The following is a 16,650-nucleotide window of genomic DNA, read 5'->3' on the forward strand; positions in this document are numbered from 1 at the left end:
CTCATAAAGAGCCACCTTTTAGAAGGTGGCTCTTGTTATTGAAACGCAATTAGAACGTTGCAACAACCTTCACTTTATCAGTTACTTTTGATGCATCAATATAACCAATAGCATCACCATTTGCTGATATGAAATCGATAACAGCTTGGTCATTAGCAAGTTTTTCTGGCGGCGTGCCTTTGCCTGTAAATACTAATTTTGACCAATAAGCATTAAGCTGGCTGCTCGATTTACCGACTACTTTATCGTTAAATTCATCGCTAACACTGTTGCCGTCTTGGTTTACTGGGTTTACTTTAGTGCCATCATCAAATGACTTTGCTTTACCTAAGTAGATTTTTTTAATTGTGCCTTCATCAATTGCATTGCCATTCGCAGGGTTAACAATCACAGCAACATCAGCAAAAGCGGTGCTTGATAAAAGCGCTACCGCTGTAGCTAAAAGTAATTTTTTCATTATGCGCTCCAATTAAAAAACTAAGTCTACAGCAACAGCAACAACATCAGTGTCTGTATCAGTGATGTCATCTTTAAAGCGGCTAAAGTCCACTTTCAAAGCGGCTGAAGGGTGGAAGTCATAACGAGTACCAATAGTGTAAACATTACTTTTAGCTTTACCGCTTTCCAATACTTGGTTAATACCGGCGTTTAAAGCAGGTACAGCAGGAAGAGCGTTGTAACGACTACTATCGTGCTTATCATCGTTATTTTCGTAAGTTAAGTGAACAGTCCACTCATCCATACGGTAGCCTACCGACGTGTAATACTGTGTTTGCTTAGCAAGCGCGCTGTTATCAACTTCAAACTCAGTGTATTCGGCATCAAATAAAATGTCGTTGTAATCAATTGAAAAACCAAGCGCTAAGAAAGAGCCATCATCTTCGTTAACAGCAATATCATCAGCTTGATCAACAAAACCTGCATTACGCAATGTCTGCTCTAAGCCATTTAGTGCAATGCCAGCATCGGTATCGTTTTCAATCGCAATTGAGGTTTCTGCTACAAAATAAGCAGCGCGGGCACTAAACCAGTCGTAAGATAGCGTCCAGTTAATACCTGCAATATCATTTAGTTCGGTATCACCGTTTACAGAAACCACCGCAATTTTGTCGTCAAAGCTTCCATAGATAACCTGTACCGTAGAATCCCAGTCGCCTAGCTGTGTATTATGAAGAAGACTTAAACCCTCATAAGTCGAAAATGGTAAGTTATATACCGATTGTGGTGGACGAACCCAGCGATACGTGTAGCCCACATCTAAAAAGTCAGAGTAGCGATAAAAAGGCACGCGCATTTTACCTGCACTAACTTGTAGCTCATCTGTAAACTCATAAGTTAGATAAGCCCATTCAAATTCAGCATCAAAATCATCACTGCCACGAGCAACAATTTGCGCTGTGGCACTTAGTTTTTCTTGTAAATCAGCAGACAGCTGTAATGCAAACATACTCTCGTTTTTAAACGAAATGTCATCATCGTAGCCGTACAGTGTCGCGTTGTCGTCATCAAGAGTTTTACCACCAACTATTGAAGCAAAGCCGTTTATGCGAACCTCTGCTAGCGTGTTTGCAGACACAAAAGCAGCACATAGAGCTAATGCAATAGGAAGTTTTTTCATTGTGTATCCCTAATATTTAGTATGAAAATGTTGATTTCGCTTAATATTATAGTAGTAAGTTGCGAAATGGGCGACATAAGGTATGAGAAAATTGTTACCAGAGCAATAAAAAATTGTTGTTTTAATTAATAATGTTTAAAGGTGTTTTAATATTATAAATTGAGGTAGCAGTTAAAAAGTCAGTAGAGGTTATATTTATAATTTTATAGTACTTAAATGGCGTTCTACATATAAATACTTATTTATATACTTACTACATTTGCTAAATTTATTTATGATCCTCACCTTTTAATGATATTTTTAACGCAAACACCGCTGCCGCAATAAAGGATATAAAATGGCAACCAAAACAATCGATTATTACAACCAGAATGCACAAGCATTTGTAGATGCCACGCTCGATGTAGACTTAACAGAGCTTTACGATGAATTTTTACCGTTAATCCCCAAAAATGGCACGTTGTTAGATGCCGGGTGTGGCTCAGGACGCGACGCCTTCATTTTTAAAGAGCGTGGTTTTAATGTTGATGCGTTTGATATAAGCCCTGAAATTGCCAAACTCGCCTCAGAATACCTAAATCAAAAAGTGGCTGTAAGCAGTTTTCAAGCGCTTGATGATGTTGATAAATACGATGGTATTTGGTGCTGCGCAAGCTTAATTCATGTCGCAAAAAAAGACTTAACCGAGGCATTTAACAACCTTGCCCGTGCACTTAAACCACAAGGAATTGTGTACGTATCGTTTAAATACGGCGACGGTGAGCGCGAGCACAACGGCCGCGAATTTACCGACCTAAACGAGAAAATGCTTGAGAGCATTATTAAAAACACCAACCTGTTTAGTTTAAAATCGTGGCAAAGCGCCGACCAACGGCCCGAGCGAGCGTCAGAGATCTGGCTGAATGCTATTTTGCACAGAAGGACTATTTAAGTAATCTTTTAGTCTTATAGTCAATTATTAAAAATAATGTGGTACACCCCTAAAGTACCGCATTTTAGCTATCAAATTCCTCCTTAAAAATTAGATCTATTACCCCGACTACTGAAAAAGTCTATATTTTTCATCACTACTTATGCTAGATTATTTAAAACTTAACGCTAGCTTAATATCTAGTTAATAAGTATTAATTCAAACCATGGAGCGGTTTTTTAGTTTTAAGCCGCAGTAACAGGATTTAGTTATGCGCTTAAAAGCAGCCCTCATTAATTTTTTAAAGGCATAGTTTGGATATGGCTATGCAGCAACAGCTCGACTTTATCGCTTATATCCAGCGCATGCTGGTGGAAGGGGATTTTAGTGCCACTTATAAGTTTGCTTTGTTACATGCGCTTGCTGATATCAGCATTGAAAAACAGCAAATAGATCCGAATGCCCAATTACAAATAACCTTTGACGAATTAGTCGAAAAGTTTATTACCTTGTATTGGCACCAAGCATCTCCTTTTGCTGCTATTGGTAATAATAGAGACCTGTTGCTTTTACAAAACACCAATTCCAAAAAACAAGCCAAAATCATCACCACACTGCACGATGCAAAATTAAGAAACATTAACTCAGTTAGCCAATTAAAAAAGTGCAGTGATTGGGAAAACATACGTAAAACAACGTTAAAAACCATTAAAGAAGGACCGTTATGGTTATTACAAAAGCTAAATGGTAAGGAAGAGTGTTTTTTATACCCTCATGTTAAAGGCCAGCAATACATTACCTTAAATGCAGGTATTGCCAGTTGCTTTAGACGATTTTACGACTTAGTTGTTTACTTAGCCAAAAATGCATGGCTACAAAAAATTCAAAGTATTAAATACAACCAAGCGCTAATTGGCCCGCAAAGCCAACTTCATGACTTTTTATTTGGCTTTGATCGCAATGCACTCAATAAAGAAAAACCTGTATTAATAGAACTACAAAAAGGGCAGTGCTTTTATTGTCAAAAGACATTAAACAGCAAAACTGAGATTGACCACTTTATTCCGTTTACGCGTTACGCCAACGATTTAGGCCATAACTTTGTGGCAGCTCATAGTAAATGCAATAACAGCAAACGCGACTTTTTAGCTGCGCAAGAGCATCGCGAGCGCTGGCAAGAACAAAACCTCGTTATAAATAACCAGCATATAACTCGTGAGTTGAGCGATTATTTTAATTGTGATGCTGAAAAGTCACGCTCAGTGAGCGACTGGGCGTATCAAGTGGCTAGCAGTAATGGCGCAAAACTCTGGCTTGCAAAAGATAGATTTGAGTTTGCAGAAAGTGCTGTTTATTAATAGCAAAAAATGAGCTTGGTTAAGTGGTAGAAGATAAACCAAGGTATATCGCGTAGGCTCGATTTTATATCGTGCTTTGTTTTTTGATAACAGGTTTTAAGGCACGTATTTTTGTGTGTTTTTAGGAGTTGCAAAGAGATTAAAAACTTTTATCGCACTGGCGTTGGCAACTAAAGAGAGGCTGCCGCCGACCTCTCTGGATTCTCTCGGCGCACCCGAAGGTCGCACTAGATCTTCAACTTACGTTAATGATGTGAACGTAATCAGCGTAGATGGGCACAGCTTTCACATCCCTGTACGCACTCCAGTTCAAATATCCATATCCTCTCGTTCAAAACTACGTTTTTCACCCATGGCCAAACTACGCTTTTTACAGCATTGCCTAAAGGGATTTAGGTACTTGGAATTTGTCGGGAACAAAACTCCGTCATGATGTAAATTACTCATCATTAACTTAGTTCTAGGTGTGATCACGGAGAATAGGAGTGTGCTGGTAGGTTGGTGTTTATGGATGAAGATGAGAGCTGTCTCATAAATTGTATATCTGTATTGAAGGGAAGATCATACATCTAATACACTTCTTCTAAATCAATAGCAGCAAGACAGCTTTCAAATAAATCATCTAATTGGGTAAAATCAAATCCGTGAGTGAAAGCCGTTTCCTGTTTTAATCTGCGCCATTTTCTTAACTGACTTCGTCCACAATACTTAGCTATTTTTTCGATTGCATCGTCAATATGCTCGTTACTTTCTTTTGCTGCGCGTATTAGCATTATTCTTTTTACACGCTTTAGTAAATCTTTTTTAATATCAGGTTGTGGGCCTATATTGGGTATGTGGAGGGTGGCTATTTGAGCTTTTGAAGTTTCAAATAGTTTGAGAAAATTGTCTCGACCTCTAATTTTAAAAGCTAAAATAGGGTTGTCTTCTGCCAAGTCAGCTAATTTTTCATTAAGAGCTGGTATTACGCTCTCAGAAAGGTTTTCCTCTATAGAGGCTAGTTGCTCTTTGAATTTGCACTCAATGAGTTTAAGTACAGGGTTCTCTGATGGGATATTTTCTTCTGTAGGGGTAAATGAATTAAGCTTTTTGGTTGCATATTCATAATACTCTTTAGCGACTTCATCGATGGGTAAAGTTTTTAGCTTAATTGCGTGGCGAACCTCAAGCAAGTGGAATAAGACTTTTTTTGCATTTCTTTTACTATCTCTGCGAGATCTATAAAAGAAAGCAACAGCGCCTGTTAATGCTATTATGAGAGCTACAGTAGCTGTAATTAGAGCTGAGATGATTTTTGTGTCTTGTAAAAAAGCTTCCATTTATTATTCCTATATAAAACTTATAACTAATCACCCAACCGCCAATTTCCCAGCCTCATGCCACATTTCGTTTGGCATGGGGCTTACTAATTCCCATGTTATGTTCATTGGCTGGCTGCCGCAGTGGCTTTGATATGTAACCTCGCCATAGTTCACAAATCCCATGGTTCGGCCGTTTTCATCTTTGCTTTGTTCACGCACAAACAGCAAGATGATTTTGCCTGTTTGTTGGTGCTGAATGTAGCTTAGGCCGCGGCCGTGTTCTGGTCGGGCGCTGTTTTGCGTTTGCCAATGAAACAAAGTTGGGCTGATTGCATAGTCGTGATACAGCGTTGTTGGTGAGTAGGTTTTTTCGCACTTATTGAGCGTGACGAATAGTAGCTCTAAATTTTGTTCTTTGAACTCTAATACCCCTTCGCGAGCGGTCGATTTTTTATCAAACGTATGCGCGCCGAATGCCGCTAATATTTGTTGGCGAGTGTAACGGCTGTGCAATTTTATTGCATGGTTTGGTAAGCACACTAAATCACTTTCTTGTTGGTCAATACGATTTATTAAAAGCGCAATCACTTCTGATAACTCTTGTTGTAATAACGGGTTTATTAGTGCTTTTAAGCTTTGCTTAAGGGATTTAAACCCTAAACTCTCACCTGTTGAATCCCAAAAATTGTAATGAGCCATTAGTGCGTATTGTTGATTTTGTTGTGTAGGTACAAAGCTAAAGTCGTTATTGCACAAATCCCTTAAGAAGCACAAATAACTGAGCGAATCACAGCTAAGTAGTTGCGTATTTATAGCTCTGTAATAGGCACTATATATATCTACTTGATCTGCTGGAATATCATCGTCTTTTAACCAATGCCAACCGCCATGCTTTGTATCTTTTGGTTTATAAATATCTTCTAATGTGACTTGTGGGTTTATACGTAAAAAGTTACTTAGTGTTAGCTCGTCACTTGTATGATGAGAATAACTGTTTATAAGCTGCTGCAAACGGCGTTTGCTGTTTGTAGCTTGTTGTATATTACGTAGAATAGTTTTTTGCGTGCGTTCTTGTAGCTCTATACGACAGCCCAGCGGCAAGTGCGGAAAATTATTTTCTATTTCGCTTTTTATTGGTTGGTTACTTTTTCCAATGAGTGCGCGAAACTTATTGGCAAAGTCGTATTCGGGGCGAGCGTTACCAACAAAGTCGAGTACGGTACAACATTGCTTTTGACTGTTGTCGGGTAAACGTAGTCCACGACCTAATTGCTGTAAAAATAGCGTTAGGCTCTCGGTTGGACGCAAAAAGAGCAGGGTATCTACTTCTGGAATATCGACCCCTTCGTTAAAAATATCAACGACGCAGAGTATGTGTATTTCACCTCGTCTAAGCGCCTGCTGTTTGTGTTTTCGTTCACTAGTATTTTTACTGGTAAGTACGTCTGCACTTATACCTGCAAGGTTAAACTTACTGGCCATAAACTCAGCATGATCTTGGCTTACACAGAATGCTAATGCCTTAATAGCGTTAACATTTGTAACAATGTCGTTAAGACTCGATATGATTTTATTCGCGCGGTTATTCTCGCCAGTGTAGAGGTTATTTAATTCGCTAATGTCGTAACGACCGCCTCGCCACGTTACCGTGCTTAAATCGGTATCGTCATCAAGGCCAAAGTATTGGAACGGGCATAAATGGCGCTGATTTATGGCTTCTGGTAAGCGGATCTCTGCGGCAATAACACCACAGAAATCCTCTAATATATTCGCCCCATCTTGCCTTTCAGGTGTGGCCGTTAACCCTAATAAAATGTTTGGCTTGAAGTAATTAATAATGCCACGATAACTGTTAGCACTTACGTGATGCACTTCATCAATAACAATATAATCATAAAAATCAGCACTCAATTTTATGTTGTCGATTTGGTTGTTAAGGGTTTGAATTGAGGCAAATAATTGGTTGTATCTTTGAGGTTTATAGTTGCCAACCCAAAGCTCGCCAAAATCATTATTTTTTAGCACTCCACGATATGCGCTTTGTGCTTGAGTGAGGATTTCTTCTCGGTGAGCAACAAATAAAAAGTTGGCATCTGGTTTTTTGTCGTACACGGTTTTAAAATCAAATGCAGATATGATTGTTTTACCTGTGCCAGTTGCTGCCACTACTAAGTTTTTAAAGCGATTGTGAACGCTTCGTTCAACACTTAGTTTTTCTAAAATAGCTAATTGATGAGTTTTAGGGGTTATATCAAAATAGAACTGGTTACTTGCTTGTCCTTTACCACGCTGTTCATTCAGTGAGTTTATTAGCTTTTCTTTACATTCCACTTTACCACTAAACAGTTCAAAGTCTGGTGATTGCCAGTAGGTTTCAAAGGTGCTTTTGGTTTTAGCAATAATATGCGGAATTTCTTGCGCTGTAATTTTTAAATTCCATTCAAGGCCGCTGGTGAGTGCTGAATGCGATAAGTTAGACGAACCAATGTAGCCAGTATGAAAACCAGTGTTACGCATAAATAAGTAAGATTTTGCGTGTAAACGTTCTTGCTGATTGTTATAGCTTAGTTTTACTTCAGTGTTTGGTAGGCTTGCCAAAAACTCAACCGCTTTAGCATCTGTTGCCCCCATGTAAGAGGTGGTGATAACTTTTAGTTTTTTACCACTTTTGGTAAAGGCTTCAAGTTCATTTTTAAATATTCTTAGCCCTGTCCACTTTATAAATGAAACTAACCAGTAAATAGTGTCGGCCGATTTTATCTCACGCTTTAATTCTGTCTCGAGCGATATACCTGCATTCGCGCCACTAAATAATTCGCTTTGGGTAAGCCCTGTTAATGGAAATATATCTTTGGCGTAGTCTTTGAGGTTTGCTGCAATTGGGTTTTCAGTATTGAATAGTGCAGTGAGGATTTTGCCTTGGCTATCTATTAGGTTTTCACTTATTAGTTCATCATCTCGAATATGATCTTTAAGCCAAAAAACTAAGTTATTTGCTAGATTGATTTGCTCTTGTAAGCGATTATTTGAACTAGGTATAGCATCAATCGCGTGAGCAATTAACTTACCTAAAAATCGAGACAGCCAAGTGGCAGCTTCTGCTGATTCAAGTTGGCGTTCTCCGACATAAAACTGTTCACGATCTAGGTGTTGCTCGATTACTTGCGTAATCAGCTGCTCGTAAATACCAACCTGTTCCATAACGACTCCCTGTTTTCGAACAGTCAGTTTACTAAAATAAATAATGAAAACAAACAATAACTTGATTGGTAATTTGCAGGCTTTAGTTACGGTTACACCCCATGTTCATACCCGAAATTGAATTAATTATGAGTAATTAACAACGTAGCGGAATTTTGTTCCCGACAAATTCCAAGTACCTAAATCCTTTTAGGCAATGCTGTAAAAAGCGTAGTTTGGCCATGGATGAAAAACGTAGTTTTGAACGAGAGGATATGGATATTTGAACTGGAGTGCGTACAGGGATGTGAAAGCTGTGCCCATCTACGCTGGTTACGTTCATTTAATTAATTCAAATTGAGGAAACAGTGTGAACCTCGGGGCGCCGAGCGATTCCAAAGAAAAGTCGGTGGTTACTTCTTTTTGGTTGTTAGTGTCAACGCGACAGAATTTAAAAATTAATGTATAAATAAGCTGTTGTTAAAACAGGGAATGCTAATGGAAAACTTATTAAATCAAGGGTTAAGTCTTTTATTTATTGTCCTTGGGGCCTACTCAATACTTGGTGTTTTATTCTTTAAGTTATGGGTACATCAAAAAAATGCTAAATTACCTGTTGAGCGCAAAAAGCTTTTGCGTTTAGCTGCACAGACATTGAATGACCAAGTTAATGACAAAATATTTGACGTTGTAGGTTACATATTTTTAGCAGTATTAATTATCACCTTGCCTTTTGCGCTAAAGGGTATTGCTGAGATGTTTGCAAGTGGTGAATTAAACTACTTTTTTATTAGTATTATATTTTTAGGGTTAATTTATACTGCCAGAAAGTTATGGCTTGAGTCAGACAAACTTATAAAATTAAAACTTGGGCGGGATGCTGAGTTAGCCGTTGCATCAGAGTTGATTGAGCTGCAATCACATGGTTACCAAGTATTTCATGATATTCAGGCAGATGGCTTTAATATTGATCATCTGGTTATTGGTTCAAATGGTGTTTTTGCAATTGAGACAAAAGGTCGGCATAAGCGCATAAAAGATGACATTAATTATAAAGTAAGGTTTGAAAATAACTTTCTTGCCTTTCCTTCGTGGAATGAGAGTAAACCTATTGATCAAACAGAGCGGCAAGCTCAATGGGTCTATAAATGGTTGAGTAAGGCCACAGGTTATAGTACGCAAATAACACCTATTCTGTGCTTTCCTGGTTGGTTTGTAGAACTAAAACAACGACCACCATTCCCTATCGTTTCTCACAAACAATTGAGCAAAGCCATCTTATCGATGCGCCAAAACCAGCTAGATGAAGCAATGCAAAAGGCTATTTGCTATCAAGTTGTTCAAAGGTGCCTAAATAGTTCCAAAGCCTAAATTACTTGCATGGTTATTTTGAACCACGTAATTGATTATTATCTTTTAAATGTATAGGTTGGTCCTTATAGGGGTAAAGCTTTTTGTATGTTGAAAGTATATGTTTAGACACCTCATGAGGTATTGCGTTACGCTAAAGAGCTTGCAGAAACGGAAAATGCATAAATATGCAAGTTATTTATGAACCACGCTTTAATTATCAGCTAGGATTACTGAAGTATTTGCATCCATTTGATGGTGAAAAGTTTGCCAAAGTAGCATCTGAACTTGATAGTGTGGATGTTGAAGTAATCCAACCGAATGAACCAATTTCTACCGATATAATTAACGAGTACCTCAATGAGCTAATGAGAAAATTGGTCTTGAGTCGAATGCTTATTTTCCGTGCCCTTGAAGTTCCTAAAATCCCTTTTGTTAGCTTTGATTTTCTAGATAAAAAAATCTTAACGCCTATGCGTTTAGCTGTTTCGGGTACTCTATTAGGTGCCGAAAAAGCGCTAGAGTCTGGCGAGACTATGTGGAATTTATCTGGTGGCTTTCATCATGCTAGTAATTTAAATATGGAAGGGTTTTGTATTTATAATGATATTGGCATTACTTACCAGCAATTACGAAAAAATGGCCATTTAAGCGAAACAGATAAAGTGTTGATTATTGACGTTGATGCTCATCATGGCAACGGTAATGCGTATTCATTTAAAGATAATGAAAACGTACATTTGTTAGATGTTTACAATGAAGATATTTACCCAACATCGAGCTTCACCCGCAATAGAGTGAATTTTCCTGTGCCATTAAAAAGCGGTGTCGAAGGCGAAGAGTATTTGACGAAACTTAATCAAGCGCTCGAATTAGTGATTGATGAATATGCTTTGGCTTTTGTAATTGCAGGAACAGATGTACTGGCCGTTGATAAACTGGGTGGCTTTAAACTGACAATAGAAGATGTTGTTGAGCGTGAAAAGAGTATTTTATCTCGTTTAAAAAGCCTAAATATACCAACCGTCGTTACTGGTGGTGGGGGTTACTCAAAACAAAGTGCGTCAGCTATTGCTGCTGCAATTAGAGCGTGTACGGCCTTATGGAAGCGTTAATTTTTTTAAAATCACAAACACCAAGCACAATGCTGTGGTGTCTGTGCATTAAAACGAGCTTTGTTTTATGCAAAGCCCGTTTCAATATCGCGGAAAGTCCATTGGCCGTTTGAGTCGGCAATATCAATTAACTCACACGCTTTTTTATTCCATGCTGCTAAGCAGGTAATGTAGTTTGTTAGTTGGTGAAAAGCGCGGTCTGGTGCATCGGGACGAATTCTTGACATTGAGTAGCTTGAATAAGTTGCGCCACTTCCTACCCAACTTACGATTGAAGAAGCAACGCCGCCGCCAGGAATAACAAAACCCGCTGTTGTTGTGACAAGGCCAAGTATTGTTGCGGCTTTTTCTACACTGTTACCCGTTTTCATAATATCTTCGCTGAGTATAGGGTGTAGTAAAGCGAGTAAGTTAGTTGCTTGGGGTTGGTTAGAAGCAACAGCAACATCATTAGATGTTTTTGGCACATTACCAGGAGCAGATGCACCTCCTCGCATAGCGGGAAGTAAACTGTTAAAAGATTTTTGGCTACGGTTACTTGTTGAAAAAGTCACAGATTCTGTACTTAAGCCGCCCGCTTTTACACGTTTTTGATCTTTTGGTGTGATGGTTGATTTATACGTTCGTTGTAAGCGACGATAAACAGCTGCGCTACATTGTGTCATTTGTATTGCTAGGGCTGCTTGATCTTTAAATTCTCGCCCGATTGCGCGATCTGAAAGTTGGGTTAACTGTGCTTTTTTCTTCAGCACGTGTTGACCAATTATAATATCCATAAAATATCCTTATTAAAATCCTATGGGCAGAATTCTATCATGATTATTTGTAATGTTAATATGCTAAAAATAAATTTTGGGTACTTTATATAGCCCTAAAATAAATAGAGTTTTGTTTAAATTATGTTATAAAAGGCATGTCAGTTCTGAGACTATTTATATTTTTTAGTCGGTAATATTTGTAGGGAAAAACAATTAACAAAATTGATGTGAAATTATGAATAAATGGATTTTATTACTCGCTAGTTTATTAGTAAGCCCAACTTCAATTGCCAACGAGCAATACTCTCAAAACCAATGCGATAACATTAAAGCTGAACGTGAGTCTATTCGTAAAAGAATGAATCGCAGTTATAGCGCACAACAAGGTGAGCGTTGGAATAAGCGCTCCGACGAGCTGTTTACTTTGCTGGCAAGACATTGCAAAAAACCGACAAGAAGCGCGGGTAATGGCGGTAATTATAGTTATCGGTCAAACCCGACAGGGCTTTTAAATACGAAAGTATATAACTCTACTGTTTATTCCAATTCATACAATGATGATGAAAAACGTAAAGCGTGGGGAGAGTTTTATAAGCTACCAGAGCGCTGTAGAGCAAAGAAAATCCAGCAAGCGGATTTTGTATGGTGTAGTGAAAACAAAGTTGAGCAAAAAGCCTTGTTTGAATCTGCTTGGAATGCCCAGCCTTAAATCAAAATTAGGCTTGTTTTTTAAGTTACTTTCTTACACGCGTAGCAGTGGCTTTATGCTGCGACGGTAAGTTATTAAAAGTAGCTTATTAAAACGCGATGTAAAATCGCTGCTACTCATTCTATAGCTCTATCACATCCCCTTGTAAGCTAGGGGTGTGAGTAATGCTGTTTTGCAGTTGCTCTATTAAGAGCTGGGCATTGGCAGAGGGGGTGCGTGAATGCGGCCAGAGGGCGTAAATAGGTCTCGCAGGTAAATTGTGTGGCGTATCTAGGTAATTAAATTGATTGGTGTTTTTTATACAGCCTATTTCACTCATAGGGAGTATGCCTGCACCATAGCCTGCTTCAATCATTTTTCTGGCAATGGTGATATCAAAACAAAAGCTTATTTGCTCATACTCTTTTTTTAATTTGTTTAGCAAACCACTGGGTAGTTGTGACTCAGAGTAGGGGATAATTAAACGTGATTTAGGTGCGCCTTGTTTTGTTATAAGTTTAATTGCAATCATACCTAGGCGTTTTTGGTAGTAGCTAGAGTCTTGTTGTTCGCCAATACGAATAGCTAAGTCAAAACGTTTTTGGCTTAACTGACTATTGGCATTGCTTGGGTATATGTGGAGGTTTAACGCAGGGTTTGCCATCGCAAATTGATTAATTGCGCCCATCAGTGGACCCGCAATGATGTTTTGTGGGCACAACAGGTAAAAGTCTTTTGCGGTAGGCGAGTCGTTTAATTGTGCTAACTGACTATTGAGAGCAAGCACTTGCTCGCCTAATTCGTTATAAAGTGACTCGCCTTTGGTGGTTAACACAATGCCTCTGGCCGTGCGTTGTAATAATGGCTCACCGAGCTTGTCTTCGAGTGTTTGAATGCGCCTAGAAAGCGTTGATAGATTCAGTCCTAAATCTTTTGCTGTTTGGCTCATGCTTTTACGGCGGGCTATTTCGATAAATAAATGCAGATCATCCAGCATACTACTCTCTCAATCTTAGTTTGCATTTTAGTGACTGTTGCTACTTGGGCTATGCAAATATAGTAACGCCAAGGAGGACATATGAAAATTCATTTTACATTTACTGCGGCATTTTCGTTTTTAATGTCGTTTTTGCTTTCGGCATGGGTTACCTATGTCAATTTAGGGCTAAGCGATACATTTTTAGCAAGCTGGATGAAGGCGTTTGCCAATGCATGGCCTGCTGCTTTTGTGGTGGCTTTTACGGTTGCGCCGCCAATAAGGGCATTGGTTTTAAAATTATACGCTAAGGAGTTAGTATGATTAATATCGTAGCAAAAATTACCCCTAAAGCAGCATTTTTTGAAGACTGTAAAGGGCGTTTACAGGGCATATTAAACGCCACTCGTGCAGAGCAGGGTTGTAATCGTTTTGAGCTGTTTGCGAGTAAAGAGCAGCGTTGTCTGTTTTTAGTTGAGCAGTTTGTATCGCAAGCTGCACTTGATGCTCATTACGAGCAGCCATACACCAAAGCTGTGTTCGCTTTTTATGAAAATGCGCTGGCACAGCCTGTTGAGGTTTCAAAAGTAGAGGTGTATTAGTTAAAAGCCAAATATAAATATTCGGTTATTAAAGCGCCTCATTATAGCTTGTTTATTACTTATAAATTGGTTTTGGGGCGCTTTACTGCATGGTTATATGGCGCGCGAAACAAGTTTCACGCCTACTCAGTCGCACTTTTAGATCATCGATAGTTTTGTAGTTAGACAAAGGAGCTAGCTTTTTTGATAATAAGAAACGATACATAGGCAAATAATCGCCCCAAAGACCGAGATTAAGTGCGCAGCTCCTATAACTCTATCGATAGGCCTTGCATATTTAGCTACAAAACGGCCATCAAAAATAGGTGTGGGTAATCGCGAGCGTTTGAAAAATATTGCCATGGCATAAAAGGGGGTACTAGCGCCAGTGCCTTTGTCTCAAAGCGGAGGAGTAACACTGTCGTTTAGCATTTGTTTATTTATGTACTTGATAGAGATGCGTGTAAATAAAATTACAAAAAGAAACGCTAAAGCCATGAATACAAACATGTTCGCTAGAACTAATTTTTCCAATGAGATCGCCATAATGGCGCCTCCTGTCATAGAGGTTAATTCAGGTAAGGCTTTTAAATAAAGTAATAATACAGAGGCAAATTATCATGCCAGCCACTGAAGTAAAATAAATTGCTGCAATTACTTTATCAATAGTCCGCGCATGCTTAGCGATAAAACGGGCATCAAATAGTTTGTTTTTAATTCTGTACTTGTTAAAAAGTATTGCAAATACATAAAACGAAGCGCTTGCTCCAATCCCTCGGTCCCAGCTGGGTGGGTACAGGTCATCTAGTTCCATTTTTTTATTTATGTGCTTAATCGACACTCTTGAAAATAAAAGAGATGAAATAAAAAAGCTGAAAAGAAAAGTTAAAAATAAGGAAGTTAAAATAGGAGCTAGAGTAAGATCCATCTATAAATACCCCTATGAATAGTTTACGATCATAAATATTATCAATAACCTTTTTTTACGAAGCTATTAGTATTAATACACATATTTACTTTAGAAATAAGTAAAAAAACTCAGCTACAACAAAAAGTACTCTAAAACTACCATAAGAAATATGCTAATTATAAAGCCAGATGTTGATACAAGATGCAGAAAAGCGAGAAACTTATCAATTGGCCTTGCGTGTTTGGCGACAAACCTGCCATCAAATAATGGCGTAGACTTACGAGCTCTTTTTACAAAGATAGCGAGTGCGTAAAAAGGAGCACTGGCTCCAATTCCTCTATCCCAACTAGGAGATGAAACTCCATTTTCCTGCATTTTACTCTCGATATGTCGTATTGATATTCTGGGGAATATCACAGTCATTATCATCATGAGAGCAAAGAAGAAAATTACACAATACAGGATAAAGTTAAGTACTGTCATTGCAAAAAATCTTGTGTTAAGGGTTATCTATTATATAAAGTTTTAGCTTTTTTGTAGTGGCTACGTCATCAGTTGCTTTGATAATATAAGGCAATACAAAGACTAATGGTAGTTCCTGTAACTGAGAGAAAGTAAGCCGCTGTAATCACTCTATCAATAGGTCGTGTATGGTTAGCTATAAAGCGGGCATCAAATAGTTTATTTTTAATTCTGTAGTTGTTAAAAAGTATTGCAAATACATAAAACGAATCGCTTGCGCCGATACCTCGGTCCCAACTATGAAGGTGCAAGTCGTCTAGTTCCATTTTTTATATGCTTAATTGACACTTTTGAAAATAAAAGAGATGAAATAAAGCAAACACATATGAATGTTATTAGTAAGTAGCCTGATAAATAAGCCATAGACATTAATATACTTTCTCGAGTATAAGGTTTCCTATAGAGCATGTTTAGAAGCTTAACTTTATAACAGATAAATAAACAGGTCTATTTCCATTCCTCATGCTCTATATAAAATTAAGTTTGCTCGCAATGTCTAAGCTAAAAGTTAAATTCAAGAGGGGAAATATTAACGGGAGTTATTTAGTATATAAGCAGTTAAAATGTATTAACAAAAAAGCAGTTACTTATCATCTTTTTTAGTCATTTTAGCGCTGTTTTGTTGCAGTATTATATAAAAATGTTAGGCTGTACCTCTAACTTTTACAGTGACGTAAATTTATGATCAAAAGGATTTTATTATCAGCTTTATTCATGGCTCCTTGTTTTGCATGGGGGCAGCAAGCTCTCAGTGTTGAGCAATGCGAAAGCATGCAAGCAGAGCGAGCTGAGCTGCAATCAGCCATTCGAAAAACCCACCTACTCGATAAAATTGATTCGTACAAACAACGCTTACATAATCTTTCATCGCGCATTTCAGATAATTGCTTAACCGACGAACAAATATTAAAGCGAACTCATTCGTTTTATAACCAAGATATTGCTTATCTTGAAAACCCATTAGCTAAACCCTTATCTGAGCAAGGTTATATTAGTAAACAAGCAGCGTGGGAGCGTTATTATGTTATTCCTTCGCGTTGTTTACACAGGCCTTTAAATATTCAATATTTAGATTGGTGTATCGAGAATAAACAGGTTCAGTTTCAGCAGTTTGATATGTTGTGGCAGCAAAAAAGTGCGCAGTATGAAAGAGCTGAGGCTAAATCGACAGATTCCTTTCACGAGTTTGTATTACCGAGTAAGTCTGAACGAGCTAGAATAATGGCTGAACGGGAGTTAAAGCGTTATAGCTACACTAACGATACAATTCTACCAACAAATATTATTGTGTTATGTGCGTTAGCCGTAACGGTGTTCTTTTCGCTTATCTTTATTTTTCACTTTTTAATGCGCCCACGTCCTGTTATTAAAGACTAAGTTAGA

Annotated in this window: 15 protein-coding genes; 8 read left to right on the forward strand and 7 right to left on the reverse strand. The window is 38.1% G+C overall.

The genetic code is table 11. The features are described from left to right. Window positions 1-49: 49 nt before the first annotated feature. A complete protein-coding gene (locus L0Z67_RS20460) occupies window positions 50-457 on the reverse strand; it encodes a phosphate ABC transporter substrate-binding protein (RefSeq protein WP_237115494.1) in 408 nt (135 codons plus the stop codon). Between the two features lie 12 nt (window positions 458-469). After that, complete coding sequence (locus L0Z67_RS20465; protein WP_130151967.1) at window positions 470-1,618, reverse strand: porin; 1,149 nt, start codon at window positions 1,616-1,618, stop codon at window positions 470-472. Window positions 1,619-1,955: 337 nt separating this feature from the next. Between L0Z67_RS20465 and L0Z67_RS20470 the strand changes: the two genes are divergently transcribed. Then, window positions 1,956-2,549, forward strand: coding sequence for a bifunctional 2-polyprenyl-6-hydroxyphenol methylase/3-demethylubiquinol 3-O-methyltransferase UbiG (locus tag L0Z67_RS20470; protein ID WP_237115493.1), 594 nt, complete (start codon window positions 1,956-1,958; stop codon window positions 2,547-2,549). 305 nt (window positions 2,550-2,854) lie between these two features. Next, window positions 2,855-3,886 carry an HNH endonuclease gene (locus L0Z67_RS20475; protein WP_237115492.1) on the forward strand — a complete coding sequence of 344 codons (1,032 nt, stop codon included), beginning with the start codon at window positions 2,855-2,857 and terminating at the stop codon, window positions 3,884-3,886. A gap of 569 nt (window positions 3,887-4,455) precedes the next feature. On the opposite strand, the gene L0Z67_RS20480 is transcribed toward L0Z67_RS20475, so the two are convergent. Then, complete coding sequence (locus L0Z67_RS20480; RefSeq protein WP_392353468.1) at window positions 4,456-5,205, reverse strand: hypothetical protein; 750 nt, start codon at window positions 5,203-5,205, stop codon at window positions 4,456-4,458. 30 nt (window positions 5,206-5,235) lie between these two features. Further along, window positions 5,236-8,388: a DUF3427 domain-containing protein gene (locus L0Z67_RS20485; RefSeq protein ID WP_392353470.1), complete on the reverse strand. Its 3,153-nt coding sequence runs from the start codon at window positions 8,386-8,388 to the stop codon at window positions 5,236-5,238. A 477-nt stretch (window positions 8,389-8,865) separates the two neighbouring features. On the opposite strand from L0Z67_RS20485, the gene L0Z67_RS20490 reads away from it, so the two are divergent. Together L0Z67_RS20490 and L0Z67_RS20495 are read left to right on the forward strand one after the other, a co-directional pair. Next, window positions 8,866-9,738, forward strand: a complete 873-nt coding sequence (locus tag L0Z67_RS20490) for a nuclease-related domain-containing protein (protein ID WP_392353472.1) — start codon at window positions 8,866-8,868, stop codon at window positions 9,736-9,738. A 167-nt stretch (window positions 9,739-9,905) separates the two neighbouring features. Continuing rightward, entirely contained in the window at window positions 9,906-10,832 is a 927-nt protein-coding gene (locus L0Z67_RS20495) for a histone deacetylase (RefSeq protein WP_237115490.1), read from the forward strand. A gap of 65 nt (window positions 10,833-10,897) precedes the next feature. Here the strand turns inward: L0Z67_RS20495 and L0Z67_RS20500 are convergent, their stop codons facing one another. After that, entirely contained in the window at window positions 10,898-11,608 is a 711-nt protein-coding gene (locus L0Z67_RS20500) for a hypothetical protein (RefSeq protein WP_062567774.1), read from the reverse strand. 217 nt (window positions 11,609-11,825) lie between these two features. On the opposite strand from L0Z67_RS20500, the gene L0Z67_RS20505 reads away from it, so the two are divergent. Beyond that, window positions 11,826-12,299, forward strand: coding sequence for a hypothetical protein (locus L0Z67_RS20505; protein ID WP_237115489.1), 474 nt, complete (start codon window positions 11,826-11,828; stop codon window positions 12,297-12,299). A 121-nt stretch (window positions 12,300-12,420) separates the two neighbouring features. Here the strand turns inward: L0Z67_RS20505 and L0Z67_RS20510 are convergent, their stop codons facing one another. Then, a complete protein-coding gene (locus L0Z67_RS20510) occupies window positions 12,421-13,275 on the reverse strand; it encodes a LysR family transcriptional regulator (RefSeq protein WP_237115488.1) in 855 nt (284 codons plus the stop codon). Window positions 13,276-13,356: 81 nt separating this feature from the next. Between L0Z67_RS20510 and L0Z67_RS20515 the strand changes: the two genes are divergently transcribed. Beyond that, window positions 13,357-13,578 carry a DUF2798 domain-containing protein gene (locus tag L0Z67_RS20515; RefSeq protein ID WP_062567771.1) on the forward strand — a complete coding sequence of 74 codons (222 nt, stop codon included), beginning with the start codon at window positions 13,357-13,359 and terminating at the stop codon, window positions 13,576-13,578. Beyond that, window positions 13,575-13,856 (forward strand): putative quinol monooxygenase, encoded by a 282-nt coding sequence (locus tag L0Z67_RS20520; protein WP_062567770.1) that lies wholly within the window; start codon window positions 13,575-13,577, stop codon window positions 13,854-13,856. The genes L0Z67_RS20515 and L0Z67_RS20520 overlap by 4 nt, the downstream gene beginning before the upstream one ends. A gap of 553 nt (window positions 13,857-14,409) precedes the next feature. On the opposite strand, the gene L0Z67_RS20525 is transcribed toward L0Z67_RS20520, so the two are convergent. Further along, window positions 14,410-14,763: a hypothetical protein gene (locus L0Z67_RS20525; protein WP_237127541.1), complete on the reverse strand. Its 354-nt coding sequence runs from the start codon at window positions 14,761-14,763 to the stop codon at window positions 14,410-14,412. Between the two features lie 1,185 nt (window positions 14,764-15,948). Between L0Z67_RS20525 and L0Z67_RS20530 the strand changes: the two genes are divergently transcribed. Then, window positions 15,949-16,644 (forward strand): hypothetical protein, encoded by a 696-nt coding sequence (locus L0Z67_RS20530; protein WP_130151953.1) that lies wholly within the window; start codon window positions 15,949-15,951, stop codon window positions 16,642-16,644. The last annotated feature ends 6 nt before the right edge of the window (window positions 16,645-16,650 follow it).

The sequence above is a fragment of the Pseudoalteromonas sp. PB2-1 genome (genome assembly GCF_045040605.1).
GTDB lineage: Bacteria > Pseudomonadota > Gammaproteobacteria > Enterobacterales > Alteromonadaceae > Pseudoalteromonas > Pseudoalteromonas arabiensis.

Bases quoted from the DNA above. Each gene is read 5' to 3' on its own strand.
- L0Z67_RS20460 (WP_237115494.1), bottom strand. From the start codon at position 457: ATGAAAAAATTACTTTTAGCTACAGCGGTAGCGCTTTTATCAAGCACC.
- L0Z67_RS20465 (WP_130151967.1), bottom strand. From the start codon at position 1,618: ATGAAAAAACTTCCTATTGCATTAGCTCTATGTGCTGCTTTTGTGTCT.
- L0Z67_RS20470 (WP_237115493.1), top strand. From the start codon at position 1,956: ATGGCAACCAAAACAATCGATTATTACAACCAGAATGCACAAGCATTT.
- L0Z67_RS20475 (WP_237115492.1), top strand. From the start codon at position 2,855: ATGCAGCAACAGCTCGACTTTATCGCTTATATCCAGCGCATGCTGGTG.
- L0Z67_RS20480 (WP_392353468.1), bottom strand. From the start codon at position 5,205: ATGGAAGCTTTTTTACAAGACACAAAAATCATCTCAGCTCTAATTACA.
- L0Z67_RS20485 (WP_392353470.1), bottom strand. From the start codon at position 8,388: ATGGAACAGGTTGGTATTTACGAGCAGCTGATTACGCAAGTAATCGAG.
- L0Z67_RS20490 (WP_392353472.1), top strand. From the start codon at position 8,866: ATGGAAAACTTATTAAATCAAGGGTTAAGTCTTTTATTTATTGTCCTT.
- L0Z67_RS20495 (WP_237115490.1), top strand. From the start codon at position 9,906: ATGCAAGTTATTTATGAACCACGCTTTAATTATCAGCTAGGATTACTG.
- L0Z67_RS20500 (WP_062567774.1), bottom strand. From the start codon at position 11,608: ATGGATATTATAATTGGTCAACACGTGCTGAAGAAAAAAGCACAGTTA.
- L0Z67_RS20505 (WP_237115489.1), top strand. From the start codon at position 11,826: ATGAATAAATGGATTTTATTACTCGCTAGTTTATTAGTAAGCCCAACT.
- L0Z67_RS20510 (WP_237115488.1), bottom strand. From the start codon at position 13,275: ATGCTGGATGATCTGCATTTATTTATCGAAATAGCCCGCCGTAAAAGC.
- L0Z67_RS20515 (WP_062567771.1), top strand. From the start codon at position 13,357: ATGAAAATTCATTTTACATTTACTGCGGCATTTTCGTTTTTAATGTCG.
- L0Z67_RS20520 (WP_062567770.1), top strand. From the start codon at position 13,575: ATGATTAATATCGTAGCAAAAATTACCCCTAAAGCAGCATTTTTTGAA.
- L0Z67_RS20525 (WP_237127541.1), bottom strand. From the start codon at position 14,763: ATGGATCTTACTCTAGCTCCTATTTTAACTTCCTTATTTTTAACTTTT.
- L0Z67_RS20530 (WP_130151953.1), top strand. From the start codon at position 15,949: ATGATCAAAAGGATTTTATTATCAGCTTTATTCATGGCTCCTTGTTTT.